This is a genomic window from Sphingomonas sp. BGYR3 (assembly GCF_025153455.1).
Classification (GTDB): Bacteria; Pseudomonadota; Alphaproteobacteria; order Sphingomonadales; family Sphingomonadaceae; genus Sphingomonas.
Genome location: NZ_JANZNT010000001.1, coordinates 179,669 through 194,231, shown reverse-complemented (window position 1 = coordinate 194,231; position 14,563 = coordinate 179,669). Strand labels below are relative to the sequence as shown.

The 14,563-nt window shown below is 66.9% G+C and carries 14 protein-coding genes; 4 read left to right on the top strand and 10 right to left on the bottom strand.

All coding sequences use genetic code 11. The features are described from left to right. Positions 1-10: 10 nt before the first annotated feature. Both araD1 and NYR55_RS00940 read left to right on the top strand, forming a co-directional pair. On the top strand, positions 11-991 hold the full coding sequence (araD1, locus tag NYR55_RS00945) for an AraD1 family protein (RefSeq protein ID WP_260019388.1): 981 nt from the start codon (positions 11-13) through the stop codon (positions 989-991). A gap of 21 nt (positions 992-1,012) precedes the next feature. Continuing rightward, entirely contained in the window at positions 1,013-2,560 is a 1,548-nt protein-coding gene (locus tag NYR55_RS00940; protein ID WP_260019387.1) for an alpha-L-arabinofuranosidase C-terminal domain-containing protein, read from the top strand. Between the two features lie 58 nt (positions 2,561-2,618). Here NYR55_RS00940 and NYR55_RS00935 read toward each other — a convergent pair whose 3' ends face one another. From NYR55_RS00935 to NYR55_RS00910, 6 genes are all read right to left on the bottom strand, one after another. Further along, a complete protein-coding gene (locus tag NYR55_RS00935) occupies positions 2,619-4,424 on the bottom strand; it encodes an IlvD/Edd family dehydratase (protein WP_260019386.1) in 1,806 nt (601 codons plus the stop codon). Between the two features lie 90 nt (positions 4,425-4,514). Continuing rightward, the gene (locus NYR55_RS00930) at positions 4,515-5,657 is read right to left on the bottom strand and encodes a class V aminotransferase (protein WP_260019385.1); all 1,143 of its coding nucleotides are present in this window, start codon (positions 5,655-5,657) and stop codon (positions 4,515-4,517) included. After that, positions 5,654-6,412 carry a tryptophan 2,3-dioxygenase gene (locus NYR55_RS00925; RefSeq protein ID WP_260019384.1) on the bottom strand — a complete coding sequence of 253 codons (759 nt, stop codon included), beginning with the start codon at positions 6,410-6,412 and terminating at the stop codon, positions 5,654-5,656. Before NYR55_RS00925 ends, NYR55_RS00930 begins: the two co-directional genes overlap by 4 nt. Before the next feature lie 50 nt (positions 6,413-6,462). Beyond that, positions 6,463-7,380: a general secretion pathway protein GspK gene (locus tag NYR55_RS00920; RefSeq protein ID WP_260019383.1), complete on the bottom strand. Its 918-nt coding sequence runs from the start codon at positions 7,378-7,380 to the stop codon at positions 6,463-6,465. After that, positions 7,377-7,931 carry a type II secretion system protein GspJ gene (locus NYR55_RS00915; protein WP_260019382.1) on the bottom strand — a complete coding sequence of 185 codons (555 nt, stop codon included), beginning with the start codon at positions 7,929-7,931 and terminating at the stop codon, positions 7,377-7,379. The genes NYR55_RS00920 and NYR55_RS00915 overlap by 4 nt, the downstream gene beginning before the upstream one ends. Then, the gene (locus NYR55_RS00910; protein ID WP_260019381.1) at positions 7,928-8,986 is read right to left on the bottom strand and encodes a penicillin-binding protein activator; all 1,059 of its coding nucleotides are present in this window, start codon (positions 8,984-8,986) and stop codon (positions 7,928-7,930) included. Before NYR55_RS00910 ends, NYR55_RS00915 begins: the two co-directional genes overlap by 4 nt. 86 nt (positions 8,987-9,072) lie before the next feature. Between NYR55_RS00910 and NYR55_RS00905 the strand changes: the two genes are divergently transcribed. Further along, a complete protein-coding gene (locus tag NYR55_RS00905) occupies positions 9,073-9,702 on the top strand; it encodes a hypothetical protein (protein ID WP_260019380.1) in 630 nt (209 codons plus the stop codon). Here NYR55_RS00905 and gspF read toward each other — a convergent pair. The 4 genes from gspF to gspL are packed head-to-tail and all read right to left on the bottom strand — an operon-like array spanning position 9,697 to position 14,029. Then, positions 9,697-10,926: a type II secretion system inner membrane protein GspF gene (gene gspF / locus NYR55_RS00900; RefSeq protein WP_260019379.1), complete on the bottom strand. Its 1,230-nt coding sequence runs from the start codon at positions 10,924-10,926 to the stop codon at positions 9,697-9,699. The genes NYR55_RS00905 and gspF overlap by 6 nt on opposite strands. Positions 10,927-10,929: 3 nt before the next feature. Then, positions 10,930-12,435 carry a type II secretion system ATPase GspE gene (gene gspE, locus NYR55_RS00895; protein WP_260019378.1) on the bottom strand — a complete coding sequence of 502 codons (1,506 nt, stop codon included), beginning with the start codon at positions 12,433-12,435 and terminating at the stop codon, positions 10,930-10,932. Continuing rightward, entirely contained in the window at positions 12,432-12,926 is a 495-nt protein-coding gene (locus tag NYR55_RS00890) for a type II secretion system protein M (RefSeq protein ID WP_260019377.1), read from the bottom strand. The genes gspE and NYR55_RS00890 overlap by 4 nt, the downstream gene beginning before the upstream one ends. Further along, positions 12,923-14,029, bottom strand: a complete 1,107-nt coding sequence (gspL, locus tag NYR55_RS00885) for a type II secretion system protein GspL (RefSeq protein ID WP_260019376.1) — start codon at positions 14,027-14,029, stop codon at positions 12,923-12,925. Before gspL ends, NYR55_RS00890 begins: the two co-directional genes overlap by 4 nt. 42 nt (positions 14,030-14,071) lie before the next feature. Here gspL and gspG point away from each other — a divergent pair, with 42 nt between their 5' ends. After that, a complete protein-coding gene (gene gspG / locus NYR55_RS00880; protein WP_260019375.1) occupies positions 14,072-14,563 on the top strand; it encodes a type II secretion system major pseudopilin GspG in 492 nt (163 codons plus the stop codon).

Here is a 14,563-nt window from a genome sequence, read left to right as displayed (position 1 = left end):
GGAGAGTTTCATGCGACTGATTCAGGCTGTGGGCGATGACGGGACACGGGGCGTGATTGCCGCGTCGGACGGTAGGGCAAACTGGCTGACCGGCACATCGTCAGTCTATGCGCTGGCCAGCGATGCCATTGCGGCGGGCCGTTCGCTGGCCGATCTGGCCAGCCAGCGGCTGGGCGCGGACGCGGACCTGGACCGGCTTTCGGCCGATGGACGGCTGCTCGCCCCGATCGACCATGCCGATCCGGCGCACTGCCACCTGACCGGCACTGGCCTCACCCATCTCGGCTCGGCCGAGGGGCGCGACAAGATGCACAAGGCGGCGGCGAGCGGCGACCTGACCGATTCGATGCGCATGTTCCTGATGGGCGTGGACGGCGGAAAGCCGGCCGCGGGCGATGTCGGCGTTCAACCGGAATGGTTTTATAAGGGCGATGGCGATTCCATCGTGCCGACGGGCCGGCCCATCCCCTCCCCCGCATTCGCGCTGGATGGCGGCGAGGAGCCGGAGATCGCAGGCATCTATCTGATCGGCCCGGACGGCACGCCGCATCGGCTGGGCTTTTGCCTTGCGAACGAGTTTTCGGATCATGTGACGGAGCGGGGCAATTACCTGTGGCTCGCCCATTCCAAGCTGCGGCACGCGGCGCTTGGGGCGGAGTTGCTGACCGGCCCATTGCCCGCCGATGTTCGGGGCAGCAGCCGTATCGTCCGCGACGGACAGACTGTCTGGGAAAAGCCGTTCCTGTCGGGAGAGGCGAACATGTCCCATTCCATCGCCAATCTGGAACATCACCACTTCAAATATGCGCAGTTCCGGCGGCCCGGCGATGTCCATGTCCATTTTTTCGGAACGGCCACGCTCAGCTTTTCCGATGGCTTTGCCGTCCAGCCCGGCGACCAGTTCGAGATCGAGGCGGCGCCGTTCACGCTGCCCCTTCGCAACACAATGACCGTTGCGGATGCCGTGGGCGTAACCGTCAGCGCGCTGTAACGATAAACAGGGAGAGCTTGCATGAAATGGACGACCCGCATCGCGTTGGCGGGGGTTGCCAGCGTGGCAATCGCCGCACCGGCTCAGGCTCAGCGGGTGGCAGAGGCCGTGCTGACCATCGACATGGCCAAACAGGGGCCACGCATCGAACCGGCGATTCAGGGCCAGTTTGCCGAGCATCTGGGGCGCAGCGTCTATGAAGGCATCTGGGTCGGCGAAAACAGCCCCATCCCCAACACCAACGGATATCGCAACGACGTCCTGGCCGCGCTGAAGGCACTGAAGGTCCCCGTCGTCCGCTGGCCGGGCGGCTGTTTTGCCGACGAATATGACTGGAAGGACGGGATCGGCCCGCGCGACAAACGGCCAAAGCGGATCAACACCCATTGGGGATGGGTCACCGAAGACAATAGTTTCGGCACCCACGAATTCCTGAACTTTGCCGAAATGATCGGGTCCGAAGCCTATGTCGCCGGCAACATGGGGTCGATGCCGCCGATCGAGATGGCCCGGTGGATGGAATATATGACCGGCAGCGTGCCCTCGACACTGGTCGAGCAGCGCAAGGCCAATGGCCGGGACAAGCCGTGGAAGGTCAAGTATTTCGGCATCGGCAACGAAAGCTGGGGATGCGGCGGCAACATGACCGGCGAACAGTCCGCCGTGCTCCACCGCCGGTATCAGACCTTCGTCAAATCGCCCCCCGGCGTCGAACCGACGATCGAAGTGGCAACGGGCGCGAACGGCGATGATGAAAAGTTCACCGAGGCGCTGATGCGCGACGCGACGAAGGAAGTTCAGGCGCTGAGCATCCATTATTACACCCTGCCCACCGGTAACTGGACCAAAAAGGGTCAGGCGACGGGGTTCCCGGAAAGCGAATGGGCATCGACGCTGCGCAACGCGATGCACATGGACGATATTTTGACCCGGCATACCGCCATCATGGACAAATATGATCCGAAGGGCCGAGTGGCGCTGTACCCCGATGAATGGGGCACTTGGTACGATCCGGACCCCGGCACCAATCCGGGGTTCCTGTATCAGCAGAACTCACTGCGCGACGTCCATGTCGCGGCGCTCACGCTCAACATCTTTCACCGGCACACGCGCCGCGTAAAGCTGGCCGCGATCGCGCAGATGGTGAACGTGCTTCAGGCGATGATCCTGACGGACAAGGAGAAGATGCTCCTGACCCCGACCTATCACGCCTTTGACCTGTACAAGCCGTTCCAGGGTGCGACGCCGATCGAGGCAAAGGTGGATGGCCCCCGCTATGTGCTGGGCAGCATCGACCTGCCGATGGTGGACAGTTCGGTGGCGCGGGGCACCGATGGCAAGCTTTATGTCTCGCTGGTCAACCTTGACCCGAACCGCCCGGTAAAGGTTCGCACCACCCTGACCGGCCGGGCGACGGGGCGCATCCTGACCGCACCGGCGATGGACACCCATAATACGTTCGACAAGCCGGACACGCTGAAGCCCGCGCCCTATTCCGGCAAGACGGAAGGCGGCAAGCTGGTATTCGAATTGCCGGCAAAGGCGGTTGCGGTCGTCGCCGTCGAATGATCGCCGGTCCTGCCCGGGCGGGAAACCGTCCGGGCAGGCCGATCACGTGCAGAACCGATCAGTGGTTGTGCCGCGGCACGCCGATCGTCTGGGCCAGCTTCTGGTAATCGACCGCCGGTTCCAGCACCGCGCCCGTCTCCATCTGACCGACAAGAGCGCGCTGGATCTGTTGCCACGGCGTCTGATGCGGCGGATATTTGTATCCGCCCGCTGCATCGAATGCCGCCCGGCGCTCGGCCAGTTCCTCCGCAGAAATCAGCATGTCGGCCGTGCCCCGGCCGATATCGACCCGAACCCGGTCGCCGGTACGCAGCAGGGCAAGGCCCCCGCCCGCCGCCGCCTCAGGCGACGCGTTCAGGATCGACGGGCTGCCGCTGGTCCCCGACTGGCGACCATCGCCGATGCACGGCAGCGCCTGAATGCCGCGCTTGATGAGTTCGGCGGGCGGCCGCATGTTCACCACCTCTGCCGCGCCCGGATAGCCGATCGGCCCGGTGCCGCGAATGACGAGCAGCGTTTCCTCGGTAATGCCCAGCGACGGATCGTCGATGCGGTGGTGGTAATCCTCCGGCCCGTCGAACACGACAACCGGCCCCTCGAACGCATCAGGGTCGTCCGGATTGGACAGGTACCGCTTGCGGAAATCGTCGGAAATCACCGACAGCTTCATGATCGCACTGTCGAACAGGTTGCCGCGCAGCACGACGAACCCGCCTTTGGGATTGAGCGCCTGATCCATCGTCCGGATGACGCGATCGTCCTCGATCATGGCATCCCGGCAATTCTCGCCCATCGACTTGCCATTGGCGGTCAGGGCATCCGTTTCGATCAGGCCATGCCGGATCAGTTCGCCGATGACCGCCGGAACGCCCCCGGCACGGTAATAATCCTCACCCAGATATTCGCCCGCGGGCTGCAGGTTGACCAGCAGCGGCACGTCGCGCCCCTCGCTCTGCCATTCGTCAATGTCCAGTTCGACGCCGATATGACGGGCGATGGCGTTGATATGAATGGGGGCGTTGGTCGATCCGCCGATGGCCGAATTGACGCGGATGGCGTTCAGGAACGCGGCCTTGGTCAGGATGTCGGACGGCTTGCGATCGGCGTGCACCATCTCGACGATCTGCATGCCGGTGCGATACGCGCACTCCTGCCGGTCGCGATAGGGCGCCGGGATCGCCGCCGCACCGGGCAGCGTCATGCCCAGCGCCTCGGCCAGCGAGTTCATCGTCGTGGCGGTGCCCATGGTGTTGCACCAGCCGGTCGAGGGAGCGGAGCTGGCCACCAGCTTGATAAAGCCCGTGCGGTCGATTTCGCCGGCCGCAAGCATCTGCCGCGCCTTCCAAACGATGGTGCCCGATCCAGTCCGTTCGCCCTTGTGCCAGCCGTTCAGCATCGGGCCGACGGGCAGGGCGATGGCCGGGATGTTCACCGTCGCGGCCGCCATCAGCAGCGCGGGCGTCGTCTTGTCGCATCCGGTGGTCAGCACCACGCCGTCGATGGGATAACCGAACAGCACCTCGACCAGCCCCAGATAGGCCAGATTGCGGTCCAGCCCCGCCGTCGGCCGCTTGCCGGTTTCCTGAATCGGATGGACGGGAAATTCGATCACGATCCCGCCGGCCTCGCGCACCCCTTCCCGCACCCGTTCGGCCAGGACAAGGTGGTGGCGGTTGCACGGCGACAGGTCGCTACCCGTCTGGGCGATGCCGATGATCGGACGGCCGGACTGAAGCTCTTCCAGCGACAGGCCGAAATTCATGTACCGCTCAAGATACAGCGCGGTCATGTCGACATTGTCGGGATCGTCGAACCATGCGCGTGAACGCAGCCGTCGCGGCCCCGCTGCTGGTGTATCCGTCATGTCTTCTCCGCTCTTTTGATTGGGTCAGCCCATAAATCAGACAAAATGGATGATGCAATCCAAAAGATGATGGATCGATGCCATGACGGCTCAGGCGGCAAGGTGGTCCAGCAACGATCCGACATCGCGATCGGACTGATAAAGGCCGAATCCGATGCGCAGCACATCGCCGCGAACGTCGGTAATCACATCCCGTTCGGCCAGACCGGCCTGGATCCGGGCGGCATCGGCCGTGCGCAGGGCAAGGAACCGTGCCGACGCGCCAGCCGACGGCGGATTGAGCAATTCGGCATCGGCCAGCACCGTCCGCCCCCGCCCCGCCAGAAACGCATCGCGCAACCCGGCCGCATGGGCGGAAATCGCCGCAGTATCGAGCGCCGCGTCCCGCAGCATGTCGCGCACCGCCACAAACCGGTAAATGCCCGACGGATCGAACGTCGCCCCCATGAACCGCCGCGCATCCGGGGCATAGCCGACGCTGCCCGGCGGCAGGCTCAGATCCTCGAACTCCGCATACCAACCGGTCAGCATCGGGCGCGCCCCAAAGCCGTGCGGCGCGTGCATCAACGCCACGCCCTCCCCCGACATCGCATATTTATACCCGCCGGACAGGTAGAACAGGCGGTCGGCCACGCCCGACAGGTCGGTCGGCATCGCCATGAAGCCGTGATAGCCGTCGATCACCACCCATGGCCCATCAGGGTCAGCGAGGTCGGCCAGCCTTTCCCACCCCGGCACGACGAACCCGGTGCCGAACATCACCTGGCTTACCCAGATCAGGTCGAACCGTTCGGCGCGGGCGCGGGCGATCAGCCGATCGATCAGATCGGGGCCAACGGGTTCACGGTGCAGCGTCACATCGCCCGATTCCGCCCATCGCGCCGTCTGACGGCGAAAGCTGTGAAATTCCCCTTCGGTCGTCAGGATGCGCAGCGGCCGTGCGGGCAGCGCCGAGCGGATGCGGATCAGGAAATCATGCGTGTTTCCGGCAAACATCACCGTCGACGGGTCGGGCAGGCGCAATTCATCCGCCACATGGCGCTGCGCGGCGGGCCACAGCTCGTCCATCACCCTGCCCCATTTGCGATCCGCCAGCCGGGCCGCATCCTGCCAGCAGGCAAGCTGTCCGACATAGCTGGCATCCGGCCACAGATGGTGGCTATGCGCGGCGAAATGCAGCCGGTCCGGCGCGGCCGCGATGCTGCGCTGGAACAGTCGTTTGTAATCGGTCACAGGCCGGTCCTCAGCGTCCAGAGTTCGGGAAAGGCGCGTTTGGTCAGGGTGGATTCCAGATAGGCGACGCCCGCCGTGCCGCCCGTCCCGCGCTTGCCGCCGATCACCCGGCTCACGGTCATCACATGCTTGTGCCGCCAGCTTGCCATGGCATCGTCGACATCGACCAGCTTTTCCGCAAGCTGATAGAGGTTCCAGTACCGTTCCGGATCCCGATAGACCGCGGCCCAGCCTGCCTCGACCAGCGGATCGGGGCGATAGGCTGCCGACCAGTCGGCGCGGGGCGGTGGCAGGTCGAACCCGGCCCGCCCCAGCGCAGCATTGGCCGCATCCCACAGGCTAGGCCGGGTCGCCGCGTCTGCCGTCATCGGGCCATGGCGAACGCCGTCGCGGATGCCCAGCATCACTTCCACCGTGCGGAACTGATCCGACTGAAACCCGGAACTGCCGCCCAGGACGTGCCGGAACCGGGAATAGTCGCTGGGTGTCATGGTCGCCAGCACATCCCAGCTCAGCGTCATCACCGCCTGAATGCGCGAGATGCGGGCGAGCGATTTATACGCCTGCGTCAACTGGTCCTGATCGATCAGCGGGATGGCGGCCGTCAGCTCTGCAATGATCTGCTTCAGCCACAATTCCTTGGTCTGGTGAATGATGACGAACAACAGCTCGTCATGCCGGTCGGACAGCGGATGCTGCGCCGATAGGATCGCATCAAGGGCGAGATAGCGCCCATAGGTCATGGGTTCGGTCATGCCCCGGTTTAGCCGGTGCGCCGCACGGGGGAAACCGGCAAGCGGCAGGATCAGCGCGGCGGGGGAAATTCCGGCACGCCGGGCGGCAGACTAGCGCCCCGCCAGCGCGCCACGGCGCGGACGATCGGCGTCTGTTCCGGTCCGTCACGCCGGCGTTTCAGCAGGGTCGCGCCCTGTTGCACCGTATCCCCGATCCGGACGCGCGTGCGCACCCAGAAGGTCGAGGAATTGAGGCCGACGCCCGTTGGCAGCGATGCGCCGGCGGCCGCCACATCGTCGACCGACAACTGGCCGTCCCCTTCGCGAAGGGCAATCATTCGCGAAGCAATGTCGGGATTGTTCAGCAGCACGCTCAGCAATTCCGGCGATACCGCATTGGCGTTGATCGTCGTCCGGCCGGGCAATGCCGTCACCATCGCCTCCAGCCGCGTCAGCGTGGCCGGGTCGATCTGCGCCTGTCGCAACGGACGGACATCGGTGATGGGGCCATATGTGCGGACCAGCCCGATCGCCTGCACGATCTGATCCTCGGTCAGGCCCGCTGCCTTGCCGATATCCTGGAACCGGATCGTTTCGATGACGTCGCCGGACATCAGGTTGTTGAGGTTGAACCGCCCCTCCGCATCGGACACCGCCAGGTCAAACGTCCCGCCGTCGATCGACACCCCGGTTTCGGCAATCGCCGCCCAGGGTTCGCCGCGATGATCCACGTCCGCCCCCGCCGCCAGATCGCGTTGCAGCGCCGAAATGGCCGACCCCTCCCCGCCGCGCACCACCGCCATTGCGCGCGCCGCCTCGCTGACCCGAAGCGCCCTGTCGAGCGCCAGCTCCTCACGGTTGATCATTAGCAGGACCAGCCCCGACGCGATCGCCACGAACATCAGGACGTTGACCAGGATCATGCCCTGTTCGGACGCTGGCGGTTCGGTGGGGGGCGACCCGGCGGATGGCGGCGAAGATGACGTCATGGCTGCCTCGTCTCGGTCACCGGTGGCCGTTCCGGCAGTTCGACCAGCCGGCGCAGGCTCCCCTGCGGGCCGGAACCGGGGGCCAGCGTCATCACCACCTCCACCGCCCGCGGCCAGGACGGCGTTTGCCCCCCCTCGACCGGCCAGCGTTCGGACCATCCCTCGCCCAGATAGCGAAAGCGGACGCCGGTAACCCCGCGCAACAGCATCTGCGGCTGCGGCCCCGCCATCCGCATCAAAACGCCGTCGGTCAGCGCATAACGGATCGGCAGCGCCGGGCCGCCCATGCCCGGCGCGCTGCGGACAAAGGACAGGGCGTCGGCCGTGCCGTTCACATCCCCATTGGCCACCGCATCCAGATCGCCGTCGATCACCAGCATCGCCCGTTGCAGATCGGACAACCGGTCCAGCCGAACCTCGGTCCGCGCCTGCACGCCCAAAATGCCGTCGACCATCGCCAGCCCGGCCACCGCAATCAGTGCGAACAGGCCAAGGGAAATCATCAGCTCGATCAGGGTAAAGCCCTGTTCGGACGGCCGCGGGGCGATCATGTTCCCTGGCTCACCGCCGCCTTATCATAGCCATCGCCCGTGCCGACCAGGATCGCGAACTGGCGCGCGCAGCTGCCATCGGTACGAAACCGGACCGGACCGGTGATGCAATCGAACCCGGTGGGATCGAACAGAGCGTTCGTGCTGATCGGGCCGGTCGCCCGCAGGCGAAGGGCGATGGTCGTGGCGTCATAGGTCAGCGCGGCCAGCGCGCCGGGATTGCCGCCATTGCGTGCCTCATAGGCGCTGGCAAAGCCGCTGAACGTCTCCGGGTCGATGCTGGCCAGCCATGCACCCTTCAGCGCGGCCAGTGCCTCCGGCCGGTAATCCAGCCCCTGCATCGTGGTCAGCAATTGCACGCCGCTTGCCTGTATCTGGCGGGCAGCGGCCAGCGCCCGGTCATCGCTGCTGGGCAGCAACACCGCATCGGGCATTTCCCCCGCGCCGGGTAGCGGCTGGCCCGCCATGACGTCGATGGCGCTCAATTCGATGCCCAGTTCGGCACGCAGCGCAGTGGCCGCCGCCGCCGATGCCACGGACCATGCGCCGCCATCGCCGATCACAAGCACCCGGCGAACGCCGCGCTGGCGGGCATAGCGCAGCACCGCGCTGGTCAACTGACCTGCCGTGATCCCGAAAATCTGTGTCCCCGCCGCACGGCTTGCCGGATCGTTGGTCAGCGCGATCATCGGCACCCGTCTGGCATTGGCGGCCCCGGCCGCGGCCGTCTCGCCCCCGGTCAGCGGGCCGATCAGCATGGCAACGCCGCGCCGGATCGCGGCCGTTGCCTGCGCACTCGCGCCCTTGCCCGTGCTGCCGGTATCCAGCGTCATCAGCGCGGCGGCATCCGCCCCCTGATTGATTTGGGCAAGCATCGCTGCCTGCTTCATGCTAGTGCCCAGCGCGGCATATTCGCCGGTCAGCGGCAGCAACAGGGCGATGGGGCGCTTGTCGCCCTTCGCCTTTGCCTTTTGGGCCAACAGGGGATCGACCAGCCATGGCAGTGACGACAGCATCAGTCCCGATGACAGGTGCAGCAACTGACGGCGATTCACGCTCGACTCCTTCCGCCCCGCGCATGGTGGCGCGGCGCACCCTTATCCGGTTCACCCTGTGGGGAACAGCCTGCTACGTCGTTGCCATGGTCGCTACGGTGCCGGCCAGCGTCGTCCTGAAAAACCGACCATGGCGCACCGGCATTGCGGGCACGATCTGGAACGGCGAAGTGGGCATTGCCGGGGGCACCCGCGCGGCATGGGATTGGGCGCCGCTGCGCTCGCTGGCCAATCTGGGCTTTGCCGCAGACTGGCAGGCAACCGGGACCGACACCGATCTTGGCGGACGGGCGCTGCTGTCGGCTGGCGGATGGACGGTCGATCAGGTCAGCGGCACGGCGCGGTTCGGCCTGATCGCGGCGGCGGCGCAGGCCCTGCCCTTTCAGTGCGACATGGTCATGCGTATCGATTGGGACCGGCTGTCCACCGGCGGATCGGCGGCGGCCAGTGGCCTGATCGTCACCGAACCCGGCCAGTGCTGGGCCAAGGCGACACCGGGCACGAGCACCACCGTCCCGGCGCTGCGCATAACGGCCGAACAGGTCGGCGGTCAAAGCGTGATCCGCGTGGCCCCGCAGGCGCAGCAGCGCCGCACGCTGATCGAGGCAAAGCTGGCCGGGGATGGCCGCCTGGCCGTCACCATGACGCCCGATGGCGCCGCCGACCTCCCCTTTCTGGGCATTCCCGCCGGGGTGACGATCCAGAAGCAATTATAGCGCGACCAGATTGTTGAGGTTGATGATCGGCAACAGGATCGCCAGCACCATCAGCAGCACCAGCCCGCCCATCACCAGCAGCACCAGCGGCTCGACCAGCGAGACCAGCGTCGCGGTCAACGCATCCAGTTCGCGGTCCAGTTCATCCGCCGCCCGGCCGAGGGCCGGGCCAAGCTTGCCGCTGGTTTCGCCCGACGCGACGATGGCGATCAGCATGGAGGGGAACACGCCCGCCTCCTGCATCGCCGCGCGCAGGCTGACCCCCTCACGCACCCGCGCGGCAACGCCCAGCGCGGCCTGACGGACGTACAGATTGGGCGTGACGGCCGCCGCCGCCTGCAATGCCTCCAGCAACGGCACCGCGCTTTCCACAAGCGTCGCCAGTGACCCGGCGAAACGGGCGGCGTTGAACTGACGGCTGAACCGGGCAAAGGGCGGCCGTCGGTTGAACGCCCGGTGCACGCGCAGCCGGTTGTCCGGCACCCGCGCCCAGCGCGCATAGCCCAGCGCCACGACCGCCGCGCCGATCAGCAGATACAGGCCATAGCCTTGCAGAAACGCACTGATCGCAATCAGCGCGCGGGTCAGGAACGGCAACTCGGCACCGCGACTGACGAACACCCGCACGATGTCCGGCACGACATAGACCATCAACAGCACCATCATGCCGAAGGACACCGCGGCAAGCAGCGCGGGATACAGCAGCGCCAGCTGGATCTTCTGGCCATTGGCATGACGGCGTTCGACGAATTCGGCCAGATGGGCCAGCACCTGCGACAGCGTGCCCGATTGCTCGCCCGCCGCAACCGATGCGCGGTAGAATTCGGGAAAGACCCGCGGATGCCGCCCCAGCGCGCTGGCAAAGCCCCGCCCGTCCAGGATCGCGGCCCGCACATCCAGCAGCACGGCGCTCGCCGCAGGTGCCTCGGATTGCTGGGCGACCAGCCGCACGGCTTCCTCGACCGGGATATCCGATCCCACCAGCGTCGCAATCTGGCGCGTGATGGTCGCCAGCTGCCGCGCGGAAACCCCGCGCCGGCGCAGCGACGGCAGGCTGAAACCCGCTCCAGTCCTGCCACCCCGGTCCGCCGCCAGATCGACGGCCAGCGGCAACAGCCCCTGATCGCGCAGCTGAGCGCGCGCGGCGGCGGGGCTGGATGCCTCCACCACCCCCTTTCGGGTGGCGCCCGCCCGGTCGGCAGCGCGATAGGCAAAGGCCGGCATGGATCAGGCCTCGTCCCGCACCACGCGGGCGACTTCCTCGACGGTGGTCAGGCCGTCGCGCACCTTGCGCGCGCCATCCTCCAGCAGGCTGGGGCCATATTTGCGGGCCACCCGCTCCAGCTGCGCCTCGGACGCGCCTTCATGGACCAGCGCCTGAAACTGATCGTCCACGGCAATGACTTCGTACAGGCCCGCCCGGCCGCGATACCCCTCGCCATGACAGGCGGGACAGCCGACCGGCCGCCAGACCTTCTTGCCCGCCTTCAGCATCCCGCCGAGGAGAGCAGCATCGGCATCCGTCGCCCGGTCTTCCTGCCGGCAATCCGGGCACAGCCGCCGCACCAGCCGCTGCGCGACCAGCCCGACCAGCATGGGTGCCAGCAGATAGCGTTCCACCCCCATGTCGATCAGCCGGGTGACCGAACCGATCGCCGAATTGGTGTGCAGCGTGGACAGCACGAAATGCCCCGTCATCGCGGATCGCACGGCGACGCTGGCCGTTTCCTGATCCCGGATTTCGCCGACCATGATGACATCGGGATCCTGACGCAGGATCGCGCGCAGGCCGCGGGCAAAGGTCAGGTCGGTGCGCGGGTTCACCTGGGTCTGGCCGATGCCGGGCAGTTCATATTCGATGGGATCTTCCACCGTCATGATGTTGCGCTTGCGATCGTTCAGCCGGTTGAGCGCGGAATAGAGCGTCGTCGTCTTGCCCGATCCGGTCGGGCCGGTCACCAGCACCATGCCATTGGGCTTTTCCAGCAACCGTTCGAACACCGCGCGGTCCCGCTCGCTCATCCCCAGCGCCGCCATGTCGAGCCGCAAATTGCCCTTTTCCAGCAATCGCATGACCACCCGTTCGCCATGCTGGGTGGGAATGGTGGACACACGCGCATCGACATCGTGCCCGCCGATGCGCAGCGTGACGCGCCCGTCCTGCGGCACCCGCTTTTCGGCGATGTCGAGCCGCGCCATCACCTTGATCCGGCTGACCAGCAGGGGGGCCAGCGCGCGCTGCGGCTCCACCACGTCGCGCAGCACGCCATCGATGCGGAACCGGACGAACAGCCGCTTTTCCTGCGTTTCGACATGAACGTCGGACGCGCCTTCCTTCACCGCTTCCAGCAGGATGGCGTTGATCAGGCGGATGACCGGCGAATCGTCGCGCGTATCGAGCAGGTCGTCGACCGCCGCCACGCTGTCGGCCAGGGCAGCCAGGTCCATGCCGTCCATGTCCAGATCGGCGGCCGTCGCCGCGCTCCCCTCCCCGAACGTCGCACTCAGCGCGGCGTCGAACGCCGCCTCGTCCAGCAGCTGCATGGCAACGCCCGGCGCGATCCGCTGCGCCTCGATCAGCGCATCAAGGGGCGCACTGGCCCGGTAAAGGCATTCCGCGCTCTGTTCGCCCATGCGCAGGATCACGCCGTTGCGCCGCGCAAAGCCATAGGGGATCATGGCGGACCCCACCCGGCGGGGCGGAATGGCGGGGGCGACGGCCATGTCGTTCATCGTGCCAGCTCCACCGTTCCGCTGACCCGGCCGGGGGCATTGCCCCGCACCAGATCGGCCCGCGCGACCGCCAGGCCCGCACCGCGCGTTACCTGTCCCAGCTGTCCGACCACCAGCGCATAATCCGCATCGGTCAGCGTCAGGCGATATCCGTTGCCCTGCACCGTCAATGCCGCGCCCATCTGACCCGCCGCCTGCTGGACAAGCTGATCCGGCGAACCGGCGGGCGCCGCCTGCGCTGCATCCAGCCGCCCGGCCGCCAGGATGCGGGCGTTCAGCGTTTCATGGAGGCGGATATCGGCCAGCGCCTCTGCCCGTGCCGCCTGAAGCGGCCGGACGACCAGAAAGACCAGAGCGACTAGCGAGAGGATCAGGGCCAGCCCTGCCACCATCCGCCGTTCGCGGATGGAAAGGCGGTCCCACCACCGGTCGAACGCCGAAAGGCCGCGGTCCAGCGTCGGCATCTGCCGGGCAATCACCTGTCGCATCATGCCCCCGCCGTCACGGTTACGACGCCGGAAGCATCGCCGGTTGCCGTGCCCGGCACGCCCGACGCCGCCAGTGCCGACTGGATGCGCGCGGCCAGCGCCGCATCGCCATCGATGGTCAGGATCATGCGATCCCCCTCGAACCGAACGGACTGCACCGTACCGGCGGGGACCAGTGGCTGGATAACCCCCGCCACGCGGGTCAGACGCGGCAGGAACCGGTCGGTTGCCCCGCCCATGCCCGCCGCGGGCAGCATTGCCGTCACCCGATCGGCCAGATCACCGTCCATCGGCGTGCCGGGCGCGAACTGCTGAACCAGCGCGCGCGTGTCATTGGCACGCCGATCCGCAATCACGCCGGTCATCACCGTATCGGCCGCCGCGATGCCGACATGCGCCGCAATGCCCAGCCCGACGATCCAGGCCAGCCGCCGGAGCAGCGGATCGCCGGACGACTGGCGCTGCCACGCCCCCTGACGCAGGTCGAGCGCGGGCACGGCCAGGCTGGCGGCAGCGTCGAACGGCTGCACCGGGGTCGCCACCGCTGCCAGTTCCGGCGGCAACCCGTCGCCATCGGCCAGCACAGCCGGACGCCCAGCCGCGCGCCATGCGGCGGGCAGCGCGGCCAGCGGCATGGCAAACCCGCCGCCCGCCCCATCGCGCACCAGCGCGCGCGCGCCGTCGATCCCGACCACCCATTGCCCGTCCGGCGGCTCCGGCAAGGCAAGTGCATCGGGCACCATCGGCGCATGGCCCAGGCCAGCCGCCTCAGCGCGCGCGACCCAATCGGCAATCACCGCCGTGCGAACGATCCCCACCCGGTACAGATCAGGCCCAACCGACGGACCCAGGGCGAGGTGAACCGCATCCAGCGGGTCCGCAATCCGGTCCTCCACGGCATAGGGCAGCGCCTCAACCCGCCGTGCCGCAGACTTCAGCGGAAGTTCGACGGTCAGCACGCGGACCGATTCGGTCGGCACCAGCAGCGTTGCAGGGCCATCGCAAACGGCTATGATCGCGCCATCGGCAGCCAGCCGCCACACGCCATCCGCACGCTTTTGCGTCGGTCCGGATATCGGAGCGGAGGTCAGAGGGTCAGCGGCCATGGCTGTAACATTGCTTTCACGGATCGAACGCATGGAGCGGGGATGCACATAGTTTTGAAACAGTTCCATGACAGCGTGGCAAAGCGGCGCATCGCCCGCAAGCCGAACCGGCAACCGGCGCCCGGCGAAACTGGCCTGACGCTGGTTGAAATGATCGTGGTGCTGGCGATCATCGCGCTGGTCGCGGCGCTGATCGTGCCCAATGTGATCGGCCGCCCGGATCAGGCGCGGGTGACGACCGCGACGACCGACATTGCCAGCATTTCCGGCGCCCTGAAACTGTACCGGCTGGACAATGGCGGATACCCCACCTCGGCTCAGGGGCTGAAGGCGCTGGTCGAACGGCCAAGCGCGCCGCCGCTCGCGACCAATTATCCGGAAGGGGGCTATCTGTCGCAGACGCCCGTCGATCCATGGGGCAATCCCTATGTCTATCAGGCGGACGGCAGCGGATATGAGCTGAAATCGCTGGGCCGCGACGGCAAGCCGGGTGGCGAGGGGCTGGACGCGGACATCGGCGGCAAGCGCAACTGA